The sequence below is a fragment of the Pseudomonas sp. genome, from assembly GCF_030690725.1.
Taxonomy (GTDB): domain Bacteria; phylum Pseudomonadota; class Gammaproteobacteria; order Pseudomonadales; family Pseudomonadaceae; genus Aquipseudomonas.
Genome location: NZ_JAUYGD010000066.1, coordinates 1 through 23,402 on the forward strand (window position 1 = coordinate 1; position 23,402 = coordinate 23,402).

Genomic DNA, 23,402 nt, shown 5'->3' on the forward strand with positions numbered 1-23,402 from the left:
ATGGCCACCGGAGTGGGGTCCGGGTGGCGAAAACGTAAGAAATACTCGTCGAATTGATTGTTTTTTGATCATTTGGCGAGTTTAAAAGTTGCGCTAGGTGGTATGCCGGGGAAATACATGGCTACTTCAGACCATCCCTAATGGGCTTGCACAAGAAAATATGCGCCATTACTACGAGCGTTATAATTCCGAATGGAACAACGATAATTTCTCACACGAATGGAGTGCACTTGAAAGCTACGTTATATGTGATGCAAATACTCAGGTTGGATTTTTTAGCTTAAGCATACACGGCTCAAACCTATACATACGCGATATACAGATTACAAAAAAACATACCGGCCAAGGTGTCGGAACTTGGGTAATATCTCAGATCACATCAATTGCAAAAAATCGAAATCTACAATCCATTCGCCTAAAAGTATTTATTGATAATCCAGCGAAAGATCTCTATCAGCGACTTGGCTTTCTCGTTGTAGGCAGCGAGCCTAATTTACTTCGAATGGAGCGCGGTGTTACCCCCTAACAAGTGACTCCAACCGTTCCCCCCACTCACTGCAACTGGCCAGGCCCCTCTCCCCTGCAAGCGCTTCACTTTCAGCTATTGCATAGCGCAACGGCCAACTCCCGCCACGCTGAACTGCTAAGGTCACGCATGGGCTCGCCTCATGTGGGCGAGCAGAGCCCAAGCCTATGTGGGCTGCTGCACTGAATCCACAGGGTCAACACGTACGCTCAGGCCGCTCTGAGCGAGTAACCGCCACCGATTCAGTTGCAGAGCACCGAAATGTCCGCCAAACCCCAGCCCGAACCCCAGCAGAATCATCTGCTGGCAGCCTTGTCGCCAGAGGTGCAATCCCGGTTGTTCCCGCACCTGGAACTGGTGCCATTGCCGTTGCGCGCAGTGTTGTATGAATCCCGCCGGCCGATGCGTCACGTTTACTTCCCGACGGACTCCATCGTCTCGCTGCAGTACGTGATGGAGAACGGGGCGTCAACCGCCATCCTGGTGGTGGGTAATGAGGGGCTGCTCGGCATCAGCCTGCTGATGGGCGGGGAAAGCACGCCGAGCCGTTCGCTGGTGCAGAGCGCCGGCTACGCCTATCGGCTCCCCAGGCATCGGGTGAAAGAGGAGTTCAACCGGCATGGCCAGCTGTTGATGCTGATGCTGCGTTATACCCAGGCGCTGATTACGCAGGTCTCGCAGACGGCGGTCTGCAACCGGCATCACTCGATCGACCAGCAGCTCTGCCGCTGGCTGCTGCTCTCCATGGATCGCCTGTCACACAACCACTTGACCATGACCCAGGAATTTATCGGCAACATGCTCGGCGTTCGCCGCGAGGGCGTCACTCAGGCCGCGTTAAAGTTGCAGCAACTCGGCGTGATTTCATATTCACGCGGCTTGATCAAAGTGCTTGATCGGCCAAAACTGGAAGCGCTGACTTGCGAGTGCTATTCGGTGGTCAAAAAGGAAACAGACCTGCTGCTTGATTACATACCGCAGCGCCAAATCATCACCGATACCGACGCCATTCCCACTGCAACGCTGCCCACGCTGTAGCACTGCGCTGATCACAGCCGCCTAGCGCCGGGGAAACTCAGCCTCTACCGCTTATTGGCACGCCACACGACGACCTATGAACCCAGAGATTCAGGCCAGATTTGATAGTTATCCGATAGCCGCTAAGCAGCAGCTTGAGCGGGTACGCGCGCTGATTCTGGCCATTGCCGCTGAGTACAAGCTGGGCAACGTAGAGGAAACGCTGAAGTGGGCCGAGGCCAGTTATTCGGTCAAGGGCGGTTCGCCGATTCGCATCGACTGGAAAGCCAAAGAGCCGAGTGCGATCAAGGTGTTCTTCCATTGCCAGACGCGCCTAGTGGCCACCTTCCGGGAAATCTACCGTGACGAGTTCGTCTATGAGGGCAACAGAGCAGTGGTGATCCCTCTGGATAGCGATATTGAGCAGGTGCCGCTCAGGCATTGCCTGCTGCTGGCACTGCAGTATCAGCGTCTGAAACACTTGCCACTGCTGGGCGCATAGGCTGACTGGCCGTCGACCAACACCCAATCCCTCTTCAATAAATCCGAGACAAACATGGACGTCAGAAAATCCGCACGCTTATTGATCGTCGATGCCGATGGTCGGCTGCTGCTGTTTAACTACAAAGACGAACATCAAGCGCCCTTCTGGGCGACCGCAGGCGGCGAGTTGAAGGCGGGTGAAGATTACCGGGCTGCAGCCGCCCGCGAGCTGTATGAGGAAACTGGGCTCAGGCTGGAAATCGGCGCGTTATTGAAAGAGCGGGATGAGGTTTACGCCGTAGCCCGTTCGGTGCCGGCCAGATGGCTTGAGCAGTACTTCCTGGTGGAGTGCCCGGCCAATACACCGGTGTTTGCCGCCGACTGGACGGAAGAAGAACAGAGCACGATTCAGCAGTGGCAGTGGTGGGACCTGGCGCAGCTGCAGCAAGCGCCGCCGTCACTCTTGAAACCCGAATGGCTACCGGAGTTGCTGCAATCCCTCTTGCTCGCTCGTCAGTCCTAACCCGCGCCGCGCAAGACTTCCCGCTGAAAACCCGGATAATGGCCGCCATTCGTTTAGCCCGTATTCTGGTAATCCCGCATGGAAATCAAGGTCAAGTTTCTCGACAACCTCCGACTTGAAGCCAAGTTCGATGACTTCACGGTGGTGGCTGACCAGCCCATCCGCTACAAGGGCGATGGCTCGGCGCCGGGGCCGTTTGATTACTTCCTGGCCTCTTCGGCGCTGTGTGCGGCGTACTTTGTGAAGCTGTATTGCGACACGCGCAATATCCCCACCGATAACATCCGCCTGTCGCAGAACAACATCGTTGACCCGGAAAACCGCTACCAGCAGATCTTCAAGATTCAGGTCGAACTGCCGGCGGATATCTCCGAGAAGGACCGCCTGGGCATTCTGCGCTCCATCGACCGCTGCACGGTGAAGAAGGTGGTGCAGGCCGGGCCAGAGTTCGTGATCGAGGAGGTGGAAAACCTCGATGCCGACGCCCAGGCGCTGCTGATGCCGGCGCTAACTGCCGGCGAGGGCACCCGCATCCTCGGCAAGGACCTGCCCCTCGAAGAAACCATCGCCAATATGTCGGGGATCATGGCCAAGCTCGGCATGAAGATTGAGATCGCCTCGTGGCGCAATATCGTGCCCAACGTGTGGTCGCTGCATATCCGCGATGCGCACTCGCCGATGTGTTTTACCAACGGCAAGGGCGCGACCAAGGAAGGCGCGCTGGCGTCGGCGTTGGGCGAGTTTATCGAGCGGCTGAACTGCAACTTCTTCTACAACGATCAGTTCTGGGGTGAGGAAATCGCCAATGCTGCGTTCGTGCATTACCCGGATGAGCGCTGGTTCAAACCGGGTCCCAAGGACGCGCTGCCAGCGGAGATTCTCGACGAGTACTGCCTGGCGATTTACAACCCGGACGACGAGCTGCGCGGCTCGCACCTATACGACACCAATTCCGGTAACACGCTGCGCGGCATCTGCTCGCTGCCCTTTGTGCGTCAGTCCGATGGCGAGGTGGTGTACTTCCCCTCCAACCTGATCGAAAACCTTTATCTCAGTAACGGCATGAGCGCCGGCAACACCCTGGCCGAGGCGCAGGTGCAGTGCCTGTCGGAAATTTTCGAGCGCGCGGTCAAACGCGAAATCCTCGAAGGCGAGCTGTGCCTGCCGGACGTGCCGGCAGAGGTGCTGGCCAAGTACCCGGCCATTCTCGCTGGGATTCAGGGCCTGGAAGCCCAGGGCTTTCCGGTATTGGTGAAGGACGCCTCCCTGGGCGGCGAATTCCCGGTGATGTGCGTGACCCTGATGAACCCGCGCACCGGCGGCGTGTTCGCCTCGTTCGGCGCGCACCCAAGCTTCGAAGTAGCGCTGGAGCGTAGCCTGACCGAGCTGCTGCAAGGCCGCAGCTTCGAGGGGCTGAATGATCTGCCGCCGCCGACCTTTGAAAGCCAGGCGCTGATGGAGCCGAACAACTTCGTCGAGCACTTTATCGACTCCAGCGGTGTGGTGTCGTGGCGCTTCTTCAGCGCCAAGGCCGACTATGAGTTCGTCGAGTGGGACTTCTCCAGCCAGGGCGAGCACGCCAACGCCGAGGAAGCCGCGACCCTGTTCGGCATCCTCGAAGCCATGGGCAAAGAAGCCTATACGGCGGTGTACGAGCACCTGGGCGCCACGGCCTGCCGCATCCTGGTGCCGGGCTATTCGGAGATCTATCCGGTTGAGGACCTGATCTGGGATAACACCAACAAGGCGCTGCTGTTCCGCGCGGACATCCTCAACCTGCACAGCCTGAATGATCGCGGCCTGAAATCCCTGCTGCGCAATCTGGAAAACAGCGATGTCGACGATTACACCGATATCACCACGCTGATCGGCGTCGAGTTCGACGACAACACGGTGTGGGGCCAGCTGACCATTCTTGAGTTGAAGCTGCTGATCAACCTGGCACTGAAGAAGTACGACGAGGCCAAGGAGCTGACCGAGGCCTTCCTGCAGTACAACGACAACACTGTCGAGCGCGGCCTGTTCTACCAGGCGCTGAACGCGGCGCTGGAGGTGCAGATGGACGACGAGTTGGCGATGAGCGACTTCGAGCCGAACTTCCGCCGTATGTTCGGTAATGAACGAATGGATGCGGTACTGGGCTCACTGGACGGCAGCGTGCGCTTCCACGGCCTGACGCCGACCAATATGCAGCTCGAAGGGCTGGACCGCCATCTACGCTTGATTGAGAGCTACAAGAAGCTGCACGCGGCGCGGGCCAGAGTGGCTGCTGTGTCGGGTTGAACACCACGCACACCCAATCACCACACACACGAGGGATTGTATGAACGTTGTAATAGGGAACTTCAAATGGCTAATGCTGGTGTCCGGCGTGCTCACCGCCAGCATGTTCTACGGCCTGTTCGCGCCGCAGGCGGCGCTTGAGTCGATGTTTGGCGTGTCGTTTACCGGCCAGCTGGAATCCATCGTGATTCGCAGCTGGTCAGCGCTGGTTGGCCTGATGGGCGTGATCCTGATTTATGGCGCGCTGAACGAAAAATACCGCGCCTTCTGCGCCACCATCGCGGCAACGAGCAAGGCGATTTTTATCACCCTGGTGCTGGTGTATGGCCAGGCGTTTCTCGGCAAGGCCGCAGCGGCGATCATCATGGATATCCTGGTGATCGCCGCCACGCTGATCTTCCTGCTGGCGTTGCGGATCAAGCGCTAGAGCGCTTAGCGTCATCCACCCTACGCTCTGGCTTATGGCGCTGCGGCCAGCACCGCGCAGTTGCGGCCCTGGTGTTTGGCTTTGTAGAGCAGGCGGTCCACGGTTTCGAGAAAGGCCTGGGGCTGATCGAGCGGGCCGGGGGTCAGGGTGCCGACGCCGAGGCTTAAGGTCAGCAGTGGGCTGACCTGAGAGTGGGCGTGCTGGATATTCTGCTCGCGAATCAGCTGGCGGCAGCGCTCGGCGACCTGGGCGGCGGCCTGGGCATCGGTTTCCGGCAGCAGCAGGACGAACTCTTCACCGCCATAACGGGCCATCAGGTCGCGCGGGCGCACGGCAGCGCCGCTCAGGGCCTGACCTACGCTTTTCAGGCAATCGTCGCCCTGGATATGGCCGTAGTGGTCGTTGTATTCCTTGAAATAGTCGATATCCAGCAGGATCAGTGACAGCGGCTGACCGGTGCGCTGGGCGTTGCTCCACTCCACCTGCAGGCGGCTGTCGAACATGCGCCGGTTGGCCACGCCAGTAAGGCCGTCGAGGTAGGACAGCTCTTCGAGCTGTTGCTGCAATTGCAGCAGCTGCTGCTCGGTCTGCTTGCGCTGGCTGATATCAAACATAAAGCCGATCAGCGACTCGACCTCGCCAGCCTCATTGCGCAGTACGTGCACCACATCGCGAATCCACACGTAGTCGCCATCGCGGGTCAGGGCGCGGTAGTCGGCTTCATGGTCGGTGCCGGCCTGGGACTGCGACACGCAGAAAGCCACTACGCTGTCGCGGTCTTCGGGGTGCATGCGCTCGGCCCAGTCGTTGGCGCTGACCCAGCTGGCCTGCGGCCAACCGAGCAGGGTTTCGATCTGCGGGCCGATATAGGCGAAGGTCATGCTGGCCCAGTCGATCTTCCAGGGGATGGCCTTGGTCGACTCCAGCAGGGTCTTGTACACCGCGCTATCGGTAATCATCGAGTTAGGCATGGCGAGCAATCCGGGCGAGGTATAGCGCAGGTTGTAACCAAGATCGGCAACCGACGCAACCGCAGGGCGGATGACTGGCCAGTACTGCCGCAGAATGCACAAGGGCCGCTAATGCGGCCCTTGTGGGTTACGCCGGGGTGCGATCAGGCATGCACCTGGGATGGGTCCCGACGGCTGTCCGGGCCGTTCATCAGCGCGGCACCGGTGGTTTCATCCATGGCCTGCTGCAGGGCTTTCTTGCGCTTCTCTTCGGCACGGTGGGCGAAGAACCACACCAGGAAGGTGGCGAAGGAAACCGCCAACAGGATCAGGCTAGCCACGGCGTTGATTTCCGGCTTCACGCCCAGACGCACGGCAGAGAAGACTTCCATCGGCAGAGTGGTCGAACCCGGCCCGGAAACGAAGCTGGCGAGTACCAGATCGTCCAGCGACAGGGCGAAGGACATCATGCCGCCGGCCGCCAGCGAAGGCGCAATCATCGGGATGGTGATCAGGAAGAACACCTTCCACGGTTTCGCGCCCAGGTCCATGGCCGCTTCTTCGATGGACAGGTCCAGCTCACGCAGACGCGACGACACCACCACGGCCACGTAGGCCGAACAGAAGGTGGTGTGGGCGATCCAGATGGTCAGCACACCACGCTCGGCAGGCCAGCCGATCAGCTGGGCCATGGCCACGAACAGCAGCAACAGCGACAGACCGGTGATCACCTCGGGCATCACCAGCGGCGCGGTGACCAGGCCACCGAACAGCGTGCGCCCCTTGAAGCGGGTAACGCGGGTCAGCACGAAGGCGGCCATGGTGCCCAGCGCTACGGCGGCAATCGCGGTGTAGCAGGCGATTTCCAGCGAGCGCATTACCGAGTTCATCAGTTGGGTGTTGTCGAGCAGGCCGACGTACCACTTCACCGACCAGCCACCCCACACCGTTACCAGCCGCGAGGCGTTGAACGAGTAGATGACCAGAATCAGCATCGGCAGGTAGATAAAGGTCAGGCCGGCCCACAGCATAAAGTTGGAGAAACTGAAACGCTTCATGGTCGACCCTCCATTTCTTTGGCCCGATTCTGGGTGGAAAGCCGGTTAAACAGAATGATGGAGGCTATGCCAGGGAACTGCTTCATGGCCGACCCTCCATTTCTTTAGCTTGGTTGCGGTTAAACAGAATGATGGGGACGATCAGGATCGCCAGCATCACCACAGCCAGAGCAGAGGCAACCGGCCAGTCGCGGTTGTTGAAGAACTCCTGCCACAGCACCTTGCCGATCATCAGGGTCTCCGGGCCGCCGAGCAGTTCAGGAATCACGAACTCACCCACCACCGGGATAAACACCAGCATGCAGCCGGCGATGATGCCGTTCTTGGCCAGCGGCACGGTAATTTTCCAGAAGCTGTTGTAGGTGCTCGAGCCCAGGTCCGCGGCCGCTTCCAGCAGGCTCTGGTCGTGTTTAACCAGGTTGGCGAACAGCGGCAGGATCATAAAGGGCAGGTACGAATAGACGATACCGATGTACACCGCCAGGTTGGTGTTGAGGATCTGCAGCGGCTCGTTGATCAGCCCCAGCCACATCAGGAAGCCATTGAGCAGGCCGTTGTTGCTGAGGATGCCCATCCAGGCATACACGCGGATCAGGATCGCCGTCCAGGTCGGCATCATGATCAGCAGCAACAGCACCATCTGCTTGTCCTTGTCGGCACGGGCGATGGCGTAGGCCATCGGGAAGCCGATAACCAGGCAGAGCAGCGTGCTGATCGTGGCCATCTTCAGCGAGCCCATATAGGCCGCCAAGTACAGCGCATCCTCACTGAGGAAGATGTAGTTACCCAGGTTGAGCACCAGGGTGAATTTGTTTTCCACCCAGGTGTACACGTCGGTGTACGGCGGGATGGCCACGTCGGCTTCGGCGAAGCTGATCTTCAGAACGATGAAGAACGGCAACATAAAGAACAGGAACAACCAGAGGAACGGCACCCCGATAACCAGGTGCCGGCCCGTGGGCATGCGGCGGCTGATGCTTCGGATAATGTTCATGAGCGCAATGCCACCCCGCTATCGTCCTCCCACCAGACGAACACTTCATCGTCCCAGGTAGGCCGAGCGCCACGCCGTTCGGCGTTGGCAACGAAGGACTGCACCACCTTGCCGCTTGGCAGCAGCACGTGGAATACCGAGTGGCCGCCGAGGTAGGCGATGTCGTGCACGGTGCCGCGCGACCAGTTGTGCTCGCAGGTTGGCTGCTCGGTGGTGACCAGCAGTTTTTCCGGGCGGATGGCGTAGGTGATGCTCTTGTCCTGCACCGAGGTGCTGACGCCGTGGCCGACGAAAATATTGCGTTCCAGGTCCGGGCTGGCGATCAGCGCATGACCTTCCATGTCCTCGACCACTTGGCCTTCGAACAGGTTGACGTTGCCGATAAATTCGCAGACCAGGCGACTGGTTGGGGTTTCGTAGATGTCCACTGGGCTGCCGATCTGGGCGATCCAGCCCAGGTGCATGATGGCGATGCGCTGGGCCATGGTCATGGCCTCTTCCTGGTCGTGGGTCACCATCACGCAGGTCACGCCGACGCGTTCGATGATCTCGACAAGCTCAAGCTGCATCTGCGAACGCAGCTTCTTGTCCAGAGCACCCATGGGTTCGTCGAGCAGCAGCAGTTTCGGCCGTTTGGCCAGCGAGCGAGCCAGGGCCACGCGTTGACGCTGGCCACCGGAAAGCTGATGCGGCTTGCGCTTGGCGTACTGGGTCATGTGCACCAGCTTGAGCATTTCTTCGACGCGGGCGTCGATTTCGGCTTTCGGCAGTTTGTCCTGCTTGAGGCCGAAGGCGATGTTGTCAGCCACGCTCATGTGCGGGAACAGCGCGTAGGACTGGAACATCATGTTGATCGGCCGCTCGTAGGGCGGCAGGTCGGTGATGTCTTCACCGTCGAGCAGGATGCGCCCTTCGGTCGGACGCTCGAAGCCGGCGAGCATGCGCAGCAAGGTCGATTTACCCGAGCCGGAGCCGCCGAGCAGGGCGAAGATTTCACCCTTGTTGATGGTCAGCGAAACGTCTTCGACAGCAATCGTTTCGTCGAATTTCTTGGTCACGCGCTCGATCTTGACCAGCACCTCTTTCGGTTGCTGATCACCCTCGAGAACCTTTTTATAGGCACTGGAAGCAACTGCCATTACCAAAACTCCCGCAAAGAATGGGTCGTGGACCCGAATATAATCTGCCGCGCGTGGCGCAGCGGGCCGTACGGTCAGGCCAGGCCTGCCGTACGCTGTGTTGCAGTTTCCGCTTAGCGACCCGACTTGATCTTCGACCAGGCGCGCGTCATCGCACGCTGGATCGTCGGTGGCAGCTCAGCAGAGATGTAGAGTTTGTCCAACACGGCCTGCTCTGGATAAACCGAAGGGTCGTTACGCACCTCCTGGTTCATCAACTCACCCGCCTTGAGGTTAGGGTTGGCGTAACCGACATAGTCGCTGACCTTGGCAATCACCGCCGGGTCGAGCAGGTAGTTGATAAAGGCGTGCGCTTGCTTGACGTTCTTCGCATCGGCCGGAATGGCCATCAGGTCAAACCACAGGTTGGCGCCTTCCTCGGGGATGCTGTAGGCAATTTCGATGCCCTTGCCCGCTTCCTCGGCGCGAGCGGCCGCCTGGAATACGTCGCCGGAGTAGCCGAACGCCACACAGATGTCGCCGTTGGCCAGGTCGCCGATGTACTTCGAGGAGTGGAAGTAGGTGACGTAAGGACGCACGGCCATCAGCTTGGCCTCGGCCTTCTTGTAGTCTTCTGGATCGGTGCTGCGCGGGTCGAGGCCCAGGTAGTTGAGTACGGCAGGAAACATCTCATCGGGCGAGTCCATAAAGGCCACGCCGCAGGCGTTGAGCTTCTTCAGGTTCTCTGGCTCGAAGAGCGTGGCCCAGGAGTCGATTTCGTCGACCCCGAGCACTTCCTTGACCTTGGCCACGTTGTAGCCAATGCCGTTGGTGCCCCACAGGTACGGCACCGAATACAGGTTACCGGGATCGTTAACATCCAGTTGCTTGAGCAACGCCGGGTCAAGGTTTTCCCAGTTCGGCAGCAGGCTGCGGTCGAGCTTCTGGAACGCGCCCGCCTTGATCTGCTTGCCGAGGAAATGGTTGGACGGCACCACGATGTCGTAGCCGGAACGGCCCGCCAGCAGTTTGCCTTCCAGGGTTTCGTTGGAGTCGAACACGTCGTACATGGCTTTGATGCCCGTGGCCTTCTGGAAATCGGCCAGGGTGGTTTCGCCGATATAGTCAGACCAGTTGTAGACATTGACCACAGGCTCAGCGGCTTGCACGGCGCTGATGCTGACGGCGGCGGCCAGCAGGCCAGCCAGAAGTGGAGTACGACGCATAGGAGCTTCCTTATTGTTGTAGGGCATGCGGCGGAGCAACCCGCCGCACACCATTAGGGCTATGGCCTCTTGCCGTTATGGCATTAGCGACCCGATTTGATCTTGGTCCAGCTGCGGTTCATCGCGCGCTGCGCGTTCGCTGGCAGATCCGGGAAGGTGTAGATCTTGGCCATGGTGGCCGCGTCCGGGTAGATGCCCGGATCGTTACGCAGTGCTTCGTCAACCAGCGGGGTGGCCGCGGCGTTGCCGTTAGGGAACTGCACGAAGTTGGTGATGTTGGCCATGACGTCTGGCTTCATCAGGTAGTTGAGGAACACGTGAGCGGCTTCGACGTTTTTCGCATCAGCCGGGATGGCCATCATGTCGAAGAAGCTGCCAGCACCTTCTTTCGGGATGCTGTAGGAGATGTTCACGCCGTTCTTGGCTTCTTCAGCACGGGACTTGGACTGGTAGAGGTCGCCCGAGTAGCCGATGGCCACGCAGATGTTGCCGTTGGCCAGGTCGCCGATGTACTTGGAGCTGTGGAAGTAGGAGGTCGAGGAACGGATCGAGAGGAACAGCTCTTCGGCTTTCTTCAGCTCGCCAGCATCGGTGCTGTCGGACTTGAAGCCCAGGTAGTTGAGCGCTGCCGGGATGATTTCGGTCGGCGAGTCAAGGAAGGACACGCCGCAGTCTTTCAGCTTGGCGATGTTTTCCGGCTTGAACACCAGGTCCCAGGAGTTGACCGGAGCGTCTTCGCCCAGTGCCGCCTTGACCTTGTCGACGTTGTAACCGATACCGATGGTGCCCCACATGTAGGGGATCGAATACAGGTTGCCTGGGTCGCTTGGGTCGAGCGCCTTGAGCAGGCCCTTGTCGAGGTTTTCCCAGTTTGGCAGCTTGGATTTGTCCAGCTTCTGGAACACACCGGCCTTGATCTGCTTGGCCAGGAATGGGTTGGACGGCACGACGATGTCATAACCGGAGCTGCCAGCCAGCAGCTTGGCTTCCAGGGTTTCGTTGCTGTCAAAGACGTCGTAGACGACCTTGATGCCGGTTTCCTTCTGGAAGTTGTCGAGGGTGTCTTCTGCGATGTAGTCGGACCAGTTGTAAACGTGCAGGACCTTGTTATCCGCGTGCGCGGCACTTACCACAGCCCCAGCAAGGGACAACGCGAGAAGGGTTTTGCCGAATGTGTTCATGCGTACAGCTCCTGTTGTTGTAGTCGTTTCCGGAAGATGCGCAGCCATCTGCAGCACCTTCCGGCGAGCCTGACCTACGCACTGGCGCAGTCTGGCAAGGTCACCCTCGGTTGACAACTTTCAGACGTAAGCATCTGAAACCAAAGATTATTAAACCTTAAACCAGCACCTCTGCAGCGGTCAGGTCGAGGCATTTACGGGCCTTTTCCAGCAGTTCGTCGATCTCAGCAAAGCTGATTACCAGCGGCGGCGAAATGATCATGGTGTCGCCTACGGCGCGCATGATCAGACCGTTAGTAAAGCAGTGCTTGCGGCATACCATGCCCACGCTGACATCGGCGGCGAAACGCGTGCGGCTGGCTTTGTCCTGCACCAGCTCAATGGCGCCCAACATACCGACGCCGCGCACCTCACCGACCAGCGGGTGATCGGCCAGCTCACGCAGACGCTTTTGCAAATACGGTGCCGTTTCTGCTTTGACTCGTTCAACAATCTTCTCTTCACGCAGGATGCGCAGGTTTTCCAGGGCCACCGCAGCGGCCACCGGGTGCCCGGAATAGGTAAAGCCGTGGTTGAAGTCGCCGCCCTGGTTGAGCACCTCGACGATATCGTCGCGCACGATCAGCCCGCCCATCGGGATGTAGCCGCTGGTCAGGCCCTTGGCGATGGTCATCATGTGCGGGGTGTTGCCGAAATAATCGCTGCCGAACCATTCGCCGGTACGGCCGAACCCGCAGATCACCTCGTCGGCCACAAACAGAATGTCGTACTTGGCGAGGATTTCGCGGATGCGCGGCCAGTAGCTGTCCGGCGGGATGATCACGCCGCCCGCGCCCTGGATCGGCTCGGCAATAAAGGCGGCGACATTCTCTTCGCCGACTTCAAGGATTTTCTGCTCCAACTGGTCGGCGGCCCAGATACCGAACTCTTCAGGGCTCATATCGCCGCCCTCGCCGAACCAGTACGGCTGCGGAATATGCACAATGCCCGGAATCGGCAGGTCGCCCTGCTCGTGCATGTACTTCATGCCGCCCAGGCTGGCGCCAGCCACGGTGGAGCCGTGGTAGCCGTTGACCCGACTGACGATCACCTTCTTGTTCGGCTGGCCCTTGATCGCCCAGTAATGGCGCACCATGCGCAGCATGGTGTCGTTGCCTTCCGAGCCCGAACCGGTGAAAAACACATGGTTCATCCCAGCCGGGGCCAGCTCAGAAATCGCCTTGGCCAGCTCCAGCGCAGGAGGCGTAGCGGTCTGGAAGAACATGTTGTAGTAGGGCAGCTCTTGCATCTGTTTCGCGGCGGCGTCTGCCAGTTCCTTGCGACCATAGCCGATTGCCACACACCAGAGCCCGGCCATGGCATCGAGGATCTTGTTGCCCTCGCTGTCCCACAGGTACACGCCGTCGGCCTTGGTGATGATGCGCGGCCCATTTTCCGCCAGCTGTTTGAAATCGCTGAACGGCGCGAGGTGGTGATCACGGCTCATGACCTGCCACTCGCGGGTTTTCGGGTTGGTCACTTGACTGTTCATAACAACACCTTGATTACACCGGCTGCGTGTTGCCGCAGCCGCAGAAAATTCTTGGCAGTGGCTGGCGCAGGGATCACCCGCGCCAGCCGCCTGAGGGTTACACCGACAGCAGCAGGAACTCACGCTCCCAGGAGCTTATGACCCGCTTGTAGTTCTCGTGCTCGGCGCGTTTTACCGCGACATAGCCGCGCATAAACTTGTCGCCCAGGTACTTCTCCGCTTCCTTACAGGCTTCCATGCGCTCCAGCGCGTGCTCGATGGTGATCGGCAGGCGCAGGTTGCGGCGCTCGTAACCACGGCCCTTGACCGGAACGCTTGGCTGCAGACCATCGACCATACCCATATAACCGCACAGCAGGGAGGCGGCGAGTACCAGGTAAGGGTTGGCGTCGGCACCGGCCAGGCGGTTTTCCACGCGGCGGTTCTGCGGCGTGGCTTCCGGTACGCGCAAGCCCACGGTGCGGTTCTCTTCGCCCCACTCAACGTTCACTGGCGCCGAGGTGTCCGGCAGGAAGCGGCGGAACGAGTTGACGTTCGGCGCGAACAGCGGCAACAGCTCGGGGATGTACTTCTGCAGGCCGCCGATGTGCTGCATAAACAGCTCACTCATGCTGCCGTCGGCATTGGAGAACAGGTTCTGCCCGGTCTTGATGTCCACCACGCTCTGGTGAATGTGCATCGCGCTGCCCGGCTGATCGGTGATTGGCTTGGCCATAAAGGTGGCGGCCACGTCGTGCTTGAGCGCCGCTTCACGCATGGTGCGCTTGAACACGGTGATCTGGTCGGCCAGGTGCAGGGCTTCGCCGTGACGGAAGTTGATTTCCATCTGCGCCGGGCCGTCTTCGTGGATCAGCGTGTCGAGGTCCAGGCCCTGGATTTCGCACCAGTCATACACGTCTTCGAACAATGGGTCGAATTCGTTGGCGGCATCGATGGAGAACGACTGACGGCCCACTTCCGGACGACCGGAGCGACCCATCGGCGCCACCAGGGGGAAGTCCGGGTCGCTGTTGCGTTTGGTCAGGTAGAACTCCATTTCCGGCGCGACGATTGGCTTCCAGCCCTTGTCAGCGTAGAGCTTGAGCACATTCTTGAGAATGTTGCGCGGCGACAGCTCGATCGGGTTGCCCTGCTTGTCGAAGGTGTCGTGGATCACCATCGCAGTCGGCTCAATGGCCCAAGGCACGAGGAACACGGCGTTCTCGTCCGGGCGGCAGAACATGTCGATGTCCGCCTCGTCGAGCAGGTCGTAATAGATGTCGTCCTCGACATAGTCGCCGGTTACGGTCTGCAGCAGCACACTCTCGGGGAGGCGCATGCCTTTCTCGTCGAGGAACTTGTTGGTCGGCGAAATCTTGCCACGGGCAATGCCGGTAAGATCGCTGATCAGGCATTCAACTTCGGTGATTTTGCGTTCTTTCAGCCAGCTCGAAAGCTGGTCTAATTTGGTGCTCATAGAGACCTCAGGGTTGGTTAGAGCCGACCTATATATAGTCGGCTCAGCGTTGCCCCGCCGTCTTCCTGCAAGCCTCACCAAAGGCCTGGAAGATGGCGAGATAATTCGGGTTGGATCGTACCTGCCATTCAGGGTGCCATTGCACCCCCAATGCGAAGCTTTTGGCACCTTCGACGGAGAAGGCTTCGATCAACCCGTCAGGCGCCAGTGCTTCTACGCGAAGGCCCGGCGCCAGACGCTGAACGCCCTGGCCATGAATGGAATTGATAAGAAACTCGTCCGGCAAGCCGATGCCGGCGAGCAGCCCGCCCGGCTGCACATGCAGCGCGTGACGCAGGCCATATTGCTGATCCGCCGGCAGCCCTTCGGGCTCGCGGTGATCCATATAGCCTTCGACCTCCTGCACCTTCTGATGCAGAGTGCCGCCAAAAGCTACGTTCATCTCCTGAAAGCCACGGCAAATGCCGAGCACCGGGATACCGGCGGCAATTGCTGCTTTAATCAAGGGAAGGGTTGTACTGTCACGCGCCGGGTCATGGGCGGTGCCGGGTTCGCTGGCATCACCCGCATAGTGGTGCGGTTCAACGTTGGATGGCGAGCCGGTAAACACCAGGCCATCGAGGTGCTGCAGCAGGTAAGCCTGATCAAGCTGCTCGCCCAGTGCGGGAATGATCACTGGCATACCGCCAACCACCTGAACGATGGCCTGCAAGTATTTATCGCCTGCGGTGTGGTAGATGTTGTGCCCGATCTGCTTGGTGCAGGCACTAACGCCGATAATCGGCTGGCGCGACATGAGACACCCGTTTTATTGCTGTTATGGGTTTCGACCGAGCTTAGCCTTGTTCATTTTTTTTCACAATAGTCATGTAAAAAATTGAACACACCCGACTGAGCACCCCGGCAGACAAGGCCTCCAGCAGGGCTGCAGTGCCCTGTAATGCCCTAAAACTGGCCATCAAGCCCCCTTTTGGGGCAAAATGCGCCTCTCTTGACAGCATCTGGTGTTTAAGATTGACTCACACCCGTGCAGTTGCATGATTGATATTTTTAACAAAAAAGGTGTTGCATCATGTCGGTACCCCCGCGTGCCGTTCAGCTTAATGAAGCGAACGCGTTCCTTAAGAAACATCCTGAGGTCCTGTTCGTCGACCTTCTGATCGCAGATATGAATGGTGTGGTGCGCGGCAAGCGTATCGAGCGTGCGAGCCTGCATAAGGTTTACGAACGCGGCATTAATCTCCCGGCTTCTCTGTTCGCCCTGGACATCAACGGCTCGACGGTGGAAAGCACCGGCCTGGGTCTGGATATCGGCGACGCCGACCGTGTCTGCTTTCCCATCCCCAACACCCTGTGCAATGAGCCATGGCAGAAGCGCCCAACCGCGCAACTGCTGATGACCATGCATGAAATGGAAGGCGAGCCGTTCTTTGCCGACCCACGGGAAGTGTTGCGCCAGGTGGTTGCGAAGTTCGACGAACTGGGCCTTACCATTTGCGCAGCCTTTGAAATCGAGTTCTACCTGATCGACCAGGCCAACGTGAACGGTCGCCCACAGCCGCCGCTGTCGCCACTGTCGGGCAAGCGCCCGCAGTCGACCCAGGTGTACCTGATCGATGACCTCGACGAATATGCCGAATGCCTGCAGGACATCCTCGAAGGCGCCAAGGAGCAGGGCATCCCTGCTGACGCCATCGTCAAGGAAAGCGCCCCGGCGCAGTTCGAGGTCAACCTGCACCACGTCGCCGACCCGATCAAGGCCTGCGACCACGCGCTGCTGCTCAAGCGCCTGATCAAGAACATCGCCTACGACCATGAGATGGACACCACCTTCATGGCCAAGCCCTACCCCAATCAGGCGGGTAACGGGCTGCACGTGCATATCTCGATTCTCGACAAGCAGGGCAACAACATCTTCGCCTGCGATGACCCGGTACAGAACGATTCCCTGCGCCACGCCATCGGCGGTGTGCTGGAAACCATGCCGGCCTCGATGGCCTTCCTCTGCCCGAACGTCAACTCCTACCGTCGTTTCGGCGCGCAGTACTATGTGCCGAACTCGCCGTGCTGGGGCATCGATAACCGCACCGTAGCGCTGCGCGTACCCAATGACACGGCCGACGCCGTGCGCATCGAGCACCGCGTGGCCGGCGCCGACGCCAACCCTTACCTGCTGATGTCAGCCGTGCTGGCAGGCATACACCATGGCCTGACCAACAAGATCGAGCCAAACGCACCGGTAGAAGGCAACTCCTACGAGCAGAACGAACAAAGCCTGCCGAACAACCTGCGCGATGCCCTGCGCGAGCTGGACGACAGTGAAGTGCTGGCGCGTTATATCGACCCGAAATACATCGATATCTTCGTCGCCTGTAAGGAAAGTGAGTTGGCCGAGTTCGAAAACTCGATCTCCGACCTCGAATACAACTGGTACTTGCACACGGTTTGATGCAACACCCAAACGCCGGCCTTTGAGCCGGCGTTTTCTATTCCACACGCTGCGTAGCACCTGCCCTTTTATTCACGCCTCGGCGTGATGACGGGCAACCTGCGCCGCGAATTCCTGCTGACGCGACATCAACCTATTCAGGAGATCTCCATGCCTCGCCTGTTTGCCTCACTGCTGCTTGCCCTGACGCCGCTGCTGGCCAGCGCCGAAGAGGTGATTCGCGTCTACAACTGGAACGACTACATCGCCCCGCAGGTGCTCAAGGATTTCGAGGCCGAAACCGGCATCCGCGTCGACTACCAGACCTACAGCACCGCCGAAGAACTCGAAGCCGTGCTGGCCAGCGGCGAAGCCATCGATGTCGCCGTGCCGTCGCATGACGCCCTGCCGGCGATGATCAAAAGCGGCACCCTGCAGCCGCTGGATTTCAACCTGCTGCCCAACCGCAAGCACCTCGACAAGCAGCTGCTCAGCACCCTGGTCGCCCTCGACCCGGCCAACCGCCATGCACTGCCCTACCTGTGGGGTGCAGTCGGCCTGGCGATCAACACACCACAGGCCGAAGCCGCCTTTGGCGGGCCGCTGCCCAATAGCTGGAGCCTGCTGTTCGATGCCGAGCAGAGTTCGCGCCTGGCCACTTGCGGCATCAGCGTGCTGGACGCTCCTGACGAGACCCTGACCCTGCTGCTCAACTACCAAGGCCGCAGCTTGGCGCGCAGCGCACCGAGCCGCATCGAGCGCTCCAGCCAGGTGCTGGATGACCTGCGGCCGAACCTGCGCTACGTCGACAGCGAGCGTTATATCGACGACCTCAACCAGGGCAAGCTGTGCGTGGCCATGGCCTGGGTCGGCGATGCACTGGCCGCCGCCGATGCGGGTCAACCCGTGCGCTTTTTAGTGCCGGATGAAGGCTCGATCCTGTTTATCGACAACCTGGTGATTCCCAGCAGCGCCAAGCGCGTCGACCTGGCACACCGCTTTATCGACTACCTGATGCAGCCCAAGGTTGCCGCGCTGATCACTGCGGAAACCCTGTACCCCAGCGGCAACGCCGATTCCCGCGAGTTTCTCGACGAAGCCCTGCGCAACCAGCCAGACCTCTACCCGGACCGCGACACCAAACGCCGCCTGCACCCGCTGGAAACCCTGCCAGAAAAGCACAGCGCGACCCGCGATGCCGTATGGACGCGTTTTCGGGATGGCAGTTGAGTGAAAACAGATATGTGGGAGGGGCTTCAGCCGCGACAAGAACAACAAGCTCGCCGCTAAAGCGGAATGCCGCCCAGCGCCTCCCACAGAGCCCTGCTGGTCTTACTTGACCAGCTGGCGCCAAGCCTTTAACGAACCGATGGTCAGCAGCTGCGCCTTGCGCGCAGCCAGCACTTCCGGGTCGATGGGCTGATTGGCCAGCTCCGCCAGCTTGTTCAGTTCACCGTACAGACGGTCGACTTCCGCCACGTCCAGCACCTCGCGGGCCAGATGCAGCCAGACCAACAGGCGCTCGATGCGCGGCAGCTGTTCGGCCAAATCTTCCGGCTGCTGCTGATAACGACGCAGTTGCAGGGCCGCGCCTTCTTCGGCAATCAGCGTCGGCAGCCAGTTGCCCAGCGGCGCAGCGCCCTGGCGATTACCCCGGTTGTTGCGTTCCAGCGTCCAGCTGCGGGCCAATAGCCAACGCGACAGGTTCAGCGAGAACAACCCCCAGCGATTGCCCTGCAGTTCGGCGGCGAACAACGCCGGGGCGTTCTTGCGCAGGCTGTCATCGTCCTGACCGGCCAGCAGGCGCGGACGCCACTCCAGCAGTAAGGCATCCAGCAATTCACGCAAGGCATGGCTGCTAGCACGCGGCGCGGCCTGGCCCAGGCTGCTGAGCAGCGCGCGCAGGCCGATCAGCTGTTCCAGCCAGTCGACCAGCAAGCGCCAGTGGCCATTGAAGCGGTACTGCTCGGCCAGACGCTGGCTGCTGCCCAGCAGGTGCCAGGCCAGTGCCGCAACGCTGTCATCCAGGCTGGTTTCCGCGCTCAGGCTCGGCGCCGGCAGACTCAGGCTGTAGCTGCCAGCATCAAACAGGCGATAACCGCGCTCGGCCTTGCTGATATCGCAGGGCATCAGCGCCAGGTCGGCCGCCAACTCGGCGGCCAGTTCCAGCAGCGCCTCAGGCTCACCCTGACGCAGCTCCAGCTCGCAGATTTCTTCTTCGCCTTCGCCAGCAATCACCTTGCCCAGGTCCAACGCGGCCTCAATTACCACCTTGGCCTTACCGCGACCCCAGGCGATTTCCGCCTTCTCGCGGATAAAGTCGGTGGTGAAGATCGGCACCAGCTGCTTCTTGTCCAGCTCGGCCAGGGCCGCTGGCCAGCAGCTGTCATCGAGTTTTTTCAGGTCCAGCTTGGCCTTGGCCAGATTCCAGTCCCACTCATTGCGCTCGGACAAACCGGCCACGCTTTGCCCACGGGTTTTCAGGGTCTGGATAAACTGCTCGCCATCACGGCGCACGCGCAGGGCCACCTTGGCGGCGGCCAGATCGCGCTCGGGGGTATCGAAGTACTGATTGAACAGTTCGCGCTGCTCCCAACCACTCTTGTTGCGTTTCTTCAGCAACGGGTGATCACGCAGGGCGGCCAGGGTTGCACGGCTAACCCGCAGTTTAATTTCGGTTTCTTTGTTCATGATGGTGGGGATCAACGCCTACTATGAAATTGTGACAGTCCGATTACCTGCGCTGGCGAGCCTGCGGACTGATCCGTATACTTGCCGCCTTCTTAACGCCGGGGTTCACCCTATGCCAGTCAATCCATTTGCCAGCCTGTTTGGCCGCTCACCGATTGGGCCGATGCAAAAACATTTTGCCAAAGCCCACGAGTGCGCAGCCAATCTGGTGCCCTTCTTCGAAGCCGTGATGGTGGAAGATTGGGCCAAGGTGGAACAGGTACAACAGGAAATGGCTAGCCTCGAACATGAGGCCGACAAGCTCAAGAAAAGCGTGCGTCTGCACCTGCCCAAGAGCCTGTTCCTGCCCGTACCGCGCTCGGATCTGCTTGAGCTGCTGAGTGTACAGGACAAAGTCGCCAACCGCGCCAAGGACATCGCCGGCCTCATGCTCGGCCGCGAAATGGCCATTCCGCAGGCTCTGCAGCCGCTGATGCGCGCCTTTGTGCAGCGTACTGTGGATGCCAGCGCGCAGGCGCTGAAAGCCATGAACGAGCTCGACGAGCTGCTGGAAACCGGCTTCGGTGGCCGTGAAGCGGCGCTGGTCGAATCCATGGTCATGGAGCTGGAACAAATCGAACGCGACACCGACAAGATGCAAATCGAAGTGCGTCGTGCGCTGTTCAAACTGGAGAAGGACCTTCCCGCTGTCGATGTGATGTTCCTCTACAAGATCATCGAATGGATCGGCGACGTAGCCGACCGTGCCGAACGTGTCGGCAACCGACTGGAACAACTGCTGGCGCGCTAAGCGCCAGTGTCCTTTCTGGAATCTACGGATTAATTATTTATGTCTCTGATTGCGGACTACGGCCTCGTATTGCTGCTGCTTGCCTGTCTCTTCGGCTTTTTCATGGCCTGGGGTGTGGGCGCCAATGACGTGGCCAACGCCATGGGTACTTCGGTGGGCTCCAAGGCCCTGACCATCAAACAGGCGAGCCTGATCGCCATGGTCTTCGAGTTTGCCGGTGCCTATCTGGCCGGCGGCGAGGTGACCGAAACCATCAAGAGCGGCATCGTCGACGCGTCGATGATCACTCCAGACCTGATGGTCCTGGGCATGATGTCGGCGCTGTTGGCAGCCGGCACCTGGCTGCTGGTGGCTTCTACCAAGGGCTGGCCGGTTTCCACCACCCACTCCATCGTCGGCGCGGTGATCGGCTTTGCCGCCGTTGGCGTGTCCATGGACGCGGTTCACTGGGGCGGCGTTGGCCCCATCGTGGCCAGCTGGGTAGTCTCTCCGGTGCTGTCAGGCATCGTCGCCTTCGGCCTGTTTGTCAGCGTGCAGAAGCTGATCATCGACACTGACAACCCCTTCCTCAACGCCAAGCGCTTCGTGCCGCTGTATATGTTTGCCACCGGTTTTATGGTCAGCATCATGACCCTGACCAAAGGCCTCAAGCATATCGGCCTGAACCTCTCCAGCACTGAAGGCTTCTTCCTTTCGCTGGGCGTAGGCGGCCTGATCATGTTGCTGGGCATCGTTCTGCTGAGCCGGATCAAGATCGACGTCGAAGCGGACAAGGACTTCCACTACGCCAGCGTGGAGAAAGTCTTCGCCGTACTGATGATCTTCACCGCTTGCGCCATGGCCTTTGCCCACGGCTCCAACGACGTGGCCAACGCAGTTGGCCCGCTGGCGGCGATTGTCGGGGTGATCCAGTCCGGCGGCGAAATGGCTGTTGGTGCCAAGTCGGCCGTACCAGGCTGGGTGTTGCTACTCGGCGCGGTGGGTATCGTGATCGGCCTCGCCACCTACGGCTACAAAGTGATCGCCACCATCGGCAAGGAAATCACCGAGCTGACCCCAAGCCGTGGTTTCGCCGCCGAACTGGCCACCGCCACCACCGTGGTTGGCGCCTCGGCCATCGGCCTGCCGGTGTCCACCACCCACACCCTGGTCGGTGCGGTACTCGGCGTCGGCCTGGCGCGCGGCATCGGCGCGCTGAACCTGGGCGTGATCGGCAAGATCTTTATGTCCTGGCTGATCACCCTGCCGGTGGGTGCAGCGCTGTCGATTTTCTTCTTTTATATCCTGCGCGGCATTTTCCTCTAAGAACCTATCTACGATCTGCTACGCGTCGGCCCTGCGGCGTTAAAAACAGGCTCGGCAAGCCACTTGTGGCTAACGCGCTTTAGCGCGGCCCGTGGGGCGAGTGAAACGAGTAATGCTCTTAATCACTCGCACCGCGGTTTTATCTGCGCAAGCGATGGCCCTATGATGGGCCTCGCTTGCGGAGATGACCGATGCCCCTGCCCTCCTTCAAAGAGCAATTCGCTGCCCTGATCGCCGCCCCGTCGGTGAGCTGCACCCAGGCGCATTGGGATCAGTCCAACCGCGCGGTGATCGAACTGCTGTCGAGCTGGCTCGGCGACCTCGGTTTCGCCTGCGACGTGCAGCAAGTCGCCCCCGGCAAATTCAACCTGCTCGCCAGCTATGGCACCGGCCCAGGCGGCCTGGTACTGGCCGGGCACAGCGACACCGTGCCGTTCGACGCCGCGCTGTGGCAGACCGACCCGCTCAAGCTGAGCGAAGTCGACGGCCGCTGGGTGGGCCTCGGCAGTTGCGACATGAAGGGCTTTTTCGCCCTGATTATCGAAGCCGTACAGCCTTTGTTGGAGCAGCGTTTCCAGCAACCGCTGCTGATTCTCGCCACCTGCGATGAAGAAAGCTCGATGTCCGGTGCCCGCGCCCTGGCGCAAGCTGGACGGCCGCTGGGCCGCGCGGCGGTGATCGGCGAACCGACCGGCTTGCGGCCGATCCGCCTGCACAAGGGCATCATGATGGAGCGCATCGATATTCTCGGGCAGAGCGGCCACTCCTCTGACCCCAACCTCGGCCATAGCGCCCTGGAAGCCATGCAAGACGTGATGCTTGAGCTGCGCGGCCTGCGTGCGCAGTGGCAGCGTGAGTACAACAATCCGCAATTCAGCGTGCCCAAACCGACCCTGAATTTTGGCTGCATCCATGGCGGCGACAACCCCAACCGTATCTGCGGCCAGTGCTCGCTGGAATTCGACCTGCGCCCGTTGCCGGGCATGCAGCCGGAAGCCCTGCGCGCGGCGATCCGCCAGAAACTGCAGCCGCTGGCCGAGCAGCATCAGGTGCAGATCGATTACGCCCCACTGTTCCCCAGCGTGCCGCCGTTCGAGCAGAACGCCGACAGTGAGCTGGTACGCATTGCCGAACGTCTGACCGGGCATACCGCCGCCGCAGTGGCATTTGCCACCGAAGCGCCTTATCTTCAGCAGCTTGGCTGCGAAACCTTGGTGCTCGGCCCCGGCGATATCGACTGCGCCCACCAGCCAGGCGAATACCTGGAAATGTCACGTTTGCAGCCTACTGTGCGTCTGCTGCAACAGCTGATTGAGCATTACTGCCTACAAGCCAAACAACCTGAGTCATCCGGAGGAGAGAACGCGTGAAGCTGCCCCAACTGCGACGATAAAACCGCTGCTCTCGGCTGCCGC

21 protein-coding genes are annotated in these 23,402 nt (G+C 60.1%); 11 read left to right on the forward strand and 10 right to left on the reverse strand.

Annotated features, from left to right (window positions below; genetic code table 11):
- Window positions 1–160 precede the first annotated feature (160 nt).
- The 6 genes from Q8O69_RS16075 to Q8O69_RS16100 all read left to right on the forward strand — a co-directional run bounded on the left by Q8O69_RS16075 (window position 161) and on the right by Q8O69_RS16100 (window position 5,259).
- A complete protein-coding gene (locus Q8O69_RS16075; RefSeq protein ID WP_305593250.1) occupies window positions 161–526 on the forward strand; it encodes an N-acetyltransferase in 366 nt (121 codons plus the stop codon).
- A gap of 261 nt (window positions 527–787) precedes the next feature.
- Entirely contained in the window at window positions 788–1,564 is a 777-nt protein-coding gene (locus Q8O69_RS16080) for a Crp/Fnr family transcriptional regulator (protein WP_305593251.1), read from the forward strand.
- 76 nt (window positions 1,565–1,640) lie between these two features.
- Window positions 1,641–2,045 (forward strand): DUF1801 domain-containing protein, encoded by a 405-nt coding sequence (locus Q8O69_RS16085; protein ID WP_305593252.1) that lies wholly within the window; start codon window positions 1,641–1,643, stop codon window positions 2,043–2,045.
- Window positions 2,046–2,099: 54 nt separating this feature from the next.
- Window positions 2,100–2,549 carry an NUDIX hydrolase gene (locus Q8O69_RS16090; RefSeq protein ID WP_305593253.1) on the forward strand — a complete coding sequence of 150 codons (450 nt, stop codon included), beginning with the start codon at window positions 2,100–2,102 and terminating at the stop codon, window positions 2,547–2,549.
- A 78-nt stretch (window positions 2,550–2,627) separates the two neighbouring features.
- Entirely contained in the window at window positions 2,628–4,832 is a 2,205-nt protein-coding gene (locus Q8O69_RS16095; RefSeq protein WP_305593254.1) for an OsmC domain/YcaO domain-containing protein, read from the forward strand.
- Between the two features lie 40 nt (window positions 4,833–4,872).
- Complete coding sequence (locus tag Q8O69_RS16100; protein WP_305593255.1) at window positions 4,873–5,259, forward strand: hypothetical protein; 387 nt, start codon at window positions 4,873–4,875, stop codon at window positions 5,257–5,259.
- A 32-nt stretch (window positions 5,260–5,291) separates the two neighbouring features.
- On the opposite strand, the gene Q8O69_RS16105 is transcribed toward Q8O69_RS16100, so the two are convergent.
- The 9 genes from Q8O69_RS16105 to Q8O69_RS16145 all read right to left on the reverse strand — a co-directional run bounded on the left by Q8O69_RS16105 (window position 5,292) and on the right by Q8O69_RS16145 (window position 15,569).
- Window positions 5,292–6,230, reverse strand: a complete 939-nt coding sequence (locus Q8O69_RS16105; protein ID WP_275959848.1) for a sensor domain-containing diguanylate cyclase — start codon at window positions 6,228–6,230, stop codon at window positions 5,292–5,294.
- 143 nt (window positions 6,231–6,373) lie between these two features.
- Complete coding sequence (locus Q8O69_RS16110) at window positions 6,374–7,267, reverse strand: ABC transporter permease subunit (protein ID WP_275959849.1); 894 nt, start codon at window positions 7,265–7,267, stop codon at window positions 6,374–6,376.
- An 82-nt stretch (window positions 7,268–7,349) separates the two neighbouring features.
- Window positions 7,350–8,231, reverse strand: coding sequence for an ABC transporter permease subunit (locus tag Q8O69_RS16115; RefSeq protein ID WP_275961549.1), 882 nt, complete (start codon window positions 8,229–8,231; stop codon window positions 7,350–7,352).
- A 26-nt stretch (window positions 8,232–8,257) separates the two neighbouring features.
- Window positions 8,258–9,400, reverse strand: a complete 1,143-nt coding sequence (gene potA, locus Q8O69_RS16120; RefSeq protein WP_275959850.1) for a polyamine ABC transporter ATP-binding protein — start codon at window positions 9,398–9,400, stop codon at window positions 8,258–8,260.
- Between the two features lie 113 nt (window positions 9,401–9,513).
- Window positions 9,514–10,605 (reverse strand): polyamine ABC transporter substrate-binding protein, encoded by a 1,092-nt coding sequence (locus tag Q8O69_RS16125; protein WP_305593256.1) that lies wholly within the window; start codon window positions 10,603–10,605, stop codon window positions 9,514–9,516.
- A gap of 83 nt (window positions 10,606–10,688) precedes the next feature.
- Window positions 10,689–11,786 (reverse strand): extracellular solute-binding protein, encoded by a 1,098-nt coding sequence (locus tag Q8O69_RS16130; RefSeq protein ID WP_305593257.1) that lies wholly within the window; start codon window positions 11,784–11,786, stop codon window positions 10,689–10,691.
- Window positions 11,787–11,943: 157 nt separating this feature from the next.
- Window positions 11,944–13,317, reverse strand: a complete 1,374-nt coding sequence (locus Q8O69_RS16135; RefSeq protein ID WP_305593258.1) for an aspartate aminotransferase family protein — start codon at window positions 13,315–13,317, stop codon at window positions 11,944–11,946.
- A gap of 97 nt (window positions 13,318–13,414) precedes the next feature.
- The gene (locus tag Q8O69_RS16140; protein WP_275959854.1) at window positions 13,415–14,773 is read right to left on the reverse strand and encodes a glutamine synthetase family protein; all 1,359 of its coding nucleotides are present in this window, start codon (window positions 14,771–14,773) and stop codon (window positions 13,415–13,417) included.
- A gap of 43 nt (window positions 14,774–14,816) precedes the next feature.
- The gene (locus tag Q8O69_RS16145) at window positions 14,817–15,569 is read right to left on the reverse strand and encodes a gamma-glutamyl-gamma-aminobutyrate hydrolase family protein (RefSeq protein ID WP_275959855.1); all 753 of its coding nucleotides are present in this window, start codon (window positions 15,567–15,569) and stop codon (window positions 14,817–14,819) included.
- 276 nt (window positions 15,570–15,845) lie between these two features.
- Here Q8O69_RS16145 and Q8O69_RS16150 point away from each other — a divergent pair, with 276 nt between their 5' ends.
- Together Q8O69_RS16150 and Q8O69_RS16155 are read left to right on the forward strand one after the other, a co-directional pair.
- Complete coding sequence (locus Q8O69_RS16150) at window positions 15,846–17,222, forward strand: glutamine synthetase family protein (protein WP_305593259.1); 1,377 nt, start codon at window positions 15,846–15,848, stop codon at window positions 17,220–17,222.
- 150 nt (window positions 17,223–17,372) lie between these two features.
- A complete protein-coding gene (locus Q8O69_RS16155) occupies window positions 17,373–18,431 on the forward strand; it encodes an extracellular solute-binding protein (RefSeq protein WP_305593260.1) in 1,059 nt (352 codons plus the stop codon).
- Between the two features lie 102 nt (window positions 18,432–18,533).
- Here Q8O69_RS16155 and Q8O69_RS16160 read toward each other — a convergent pair whose 3' ends face one another.
- Entirely contained in the window at window positions 18,534–19,892 is a 1,359-nt protein-coding gene (locus Q8O69_RS16160) for an inorganic triphosphatase (RefSeq protein ID WP_305593261.1), read from the reverse strand.
- Window positions 19,893–20,004: 112 nt separating this feature from the next.
- Here Q8O69_RS16160 and Q8O69_RS16165 point away from each other — a divergent pair, with 112 nt between their 5' ends.
- From Q8O69_RS16165 to argE, 3 genes are all read left to right on the forward strand, one after another.
- The gene (locus Q8O69_RS16165; RefSeq protein WP_160014094.1) at window positions 20,005–20,682 is read left to right on the forward strand and encodes a TIGR00153 family protein; all 678 of its coding nucleotides are present in this window, start codon (window positions 20,005–20,007) and stop codon (window positions 20,680–20,682) included.
- 39 nt (window positions 20,683–20,721) lie between these two features.
- Window positions 20,722–21,987, forward strand: coding sequence for an inorganic phosphate transporter (locus Q8O69_RS16170; protein WP_305593262.1), 1,266 nt, complete (start codon window positions 20,722–20,724; stop codon window positions 21,985–21,987).
- Between the two features lie 191 nt (window positions 21,988–22,178).
- A complete protein-coding gene (gene argE, locus Q8O69_RS16175; RefSeq protein ID WP_305593263.1) occupies window positions 22,179–23,357 on the forward strand; it encodes an acetylornithine deacetylase in 1,179 nt (392 codons plus the stop codon).
- The last annotated feature ends 45 nt before the right edge of the window (window positions 23,358–23,402 follow it).

Bases quoted from the DNA above. Each gene is read 5' to 3' on its own strand.
- Q8O69_RS16075 (WP_305593250.1), top strand. From the start codon at position 161: ATGCGCCATTACTACGAGCGTTATAATTCCGAATGGAACAACGATAAT.
- Q8O69_RS16080 (WP_305593251.1), top strand. From the start codon at position 788: ATGTCCGCCAAACCCCAGCCCGAACCCCAGCAGAATCATCTGCTGGCA.
- Q8O69_RS16085 (WP_305593252.1), top strand. From the start codon at position 1,641: ATGAACCCAGAGATTCAGGCCAGATTTGATAGTTATCCGATAGCCGCT.
- Q8O69_RS16090 (WP_305593253.1), top strand. From the start codon at position 2,100: ATGGACGTCAGAAAATCCGCACGCTTATTGATCGTCGATGCCGATGGT.
- Q8O69_RS16095 (WP_305593254.1), top strand. From the start codon at position 2,628: ATGGAAATCAAGGTCAAGTTTCTCGACAACCTCCGACTTGAAGCCAAG.
- Q8O69_RS16100 (WP_305593255.1), top strand. From the start codon at position 4,873: ATGAACGTTGTAATAGGGAACTTCAAATGGCTAATGCTGGTGTCCGGC.
- Q8O69_RS16105 (WP_275959848.1), bottom strand. From the start codon at position 6,230: ATGCCTAACTCGATGATTACCGATAGCGCGGTGTACAAGACCCTGCTG.
- Q8O69_RS16110 (WP_275959849.1), bottom strand. From the start codon at position 7,267: ATGAAGCGTTTCAGTTTCTCCAACTTTATGCTGTGGGCCGGCCTGACC.
- Q8O69_RS16115 (WP_275961549.1), bottom strand. From the start codon at position 8,231: ATGCCCACGGGCCGGCACCTGGTTATCGGGGTGCCGTTCCTCTGGTTG.
- potA (WP_275959850.1), bottom strand. From the start codon at position 9,400: ATGGCAGTTGCTTCCAGTGCCTATAAAAAGGTTCTCGAGGGTGATCAG.
- Q8O69_RS16125 (WP_305593256.1), bottom strand. From the start codon at position 10,605: ATGCGTCGTACTCCACTTCTGGCTGGCCTGCTGGCCGCCGCCGTCAGC.
- Q8O69_RS16130 (WP_305593257.1), bottom strand. From the start codon at position 11,786: ATGAACACATTCGGCAAAACCCTTCTCGCGTTGTCCCTTGCTGGGGCT.
- Q8O69_RS16135 (WP_305593258.1), bottom strand. From the start codon at position 13,317: ATGAACAGTCAAGTGACCAACCCGAAAACCCGCGAGTGGCAGGTCATG.
- Q8O69_RS16140 (WP_275959854.1), bottom strand. From the start codon at position 14,773: ATGAGCACCAAATTAGACCAGCTTTCGAGCTGGCTGAAAGAACGCAAA.
- Q8O69_RS16145 (WP_275959855.1), bottom strand. From the start codon at position 15,569: ATGTCGCGCCAGCCGATTATCGGCGTTAGTGCCTGCACCAAGCAGATC.
- Q8O69_RS16150 (WP_305593259.1), top strand. From the start codon at position 15,846: ATGTCGGTACCCCCGCGTGCCGTTCAGCTTAATGAAGCGAACGCGTTC.
- Q8O69_RS16155 (WP_305593260.1), top strand. From the start codon at position 17,373: ATGCCTCGCCTGTTTGCCTCACTGCTGCTTGCCCTGACGCCGCTGCTG.
- Q8O69_RS16160 (WP_305593261.1), bottom strand. From the start codon at position 19,892: ATGAACAAAGAAACCGAAATTAAACTGCGGGTTAGCCGTGCAACCCTG.
- Q8O69_RS16165 (WP_160014094.1), top strand. From the start codon at position 20,005: ATGCCAGTCAATCCATTTGCCAGCCTGTTTGGCCGCTCACCGATTGGG.
- Q8O69_RS16170 (WP_305593262.1), top strand. From the start codon at position 20,722: ATGTCTCTGATTGCGGACTACGGCCTCGTATTGCTGCTGCTTGCCTGT.
- argE (WP_305593263.1), top strand. From the start codon at position 22,179: ATGCCCCTGCCCTCCTTCAAAGAGCAATTCGCTGCCCTGATCGCCGCC.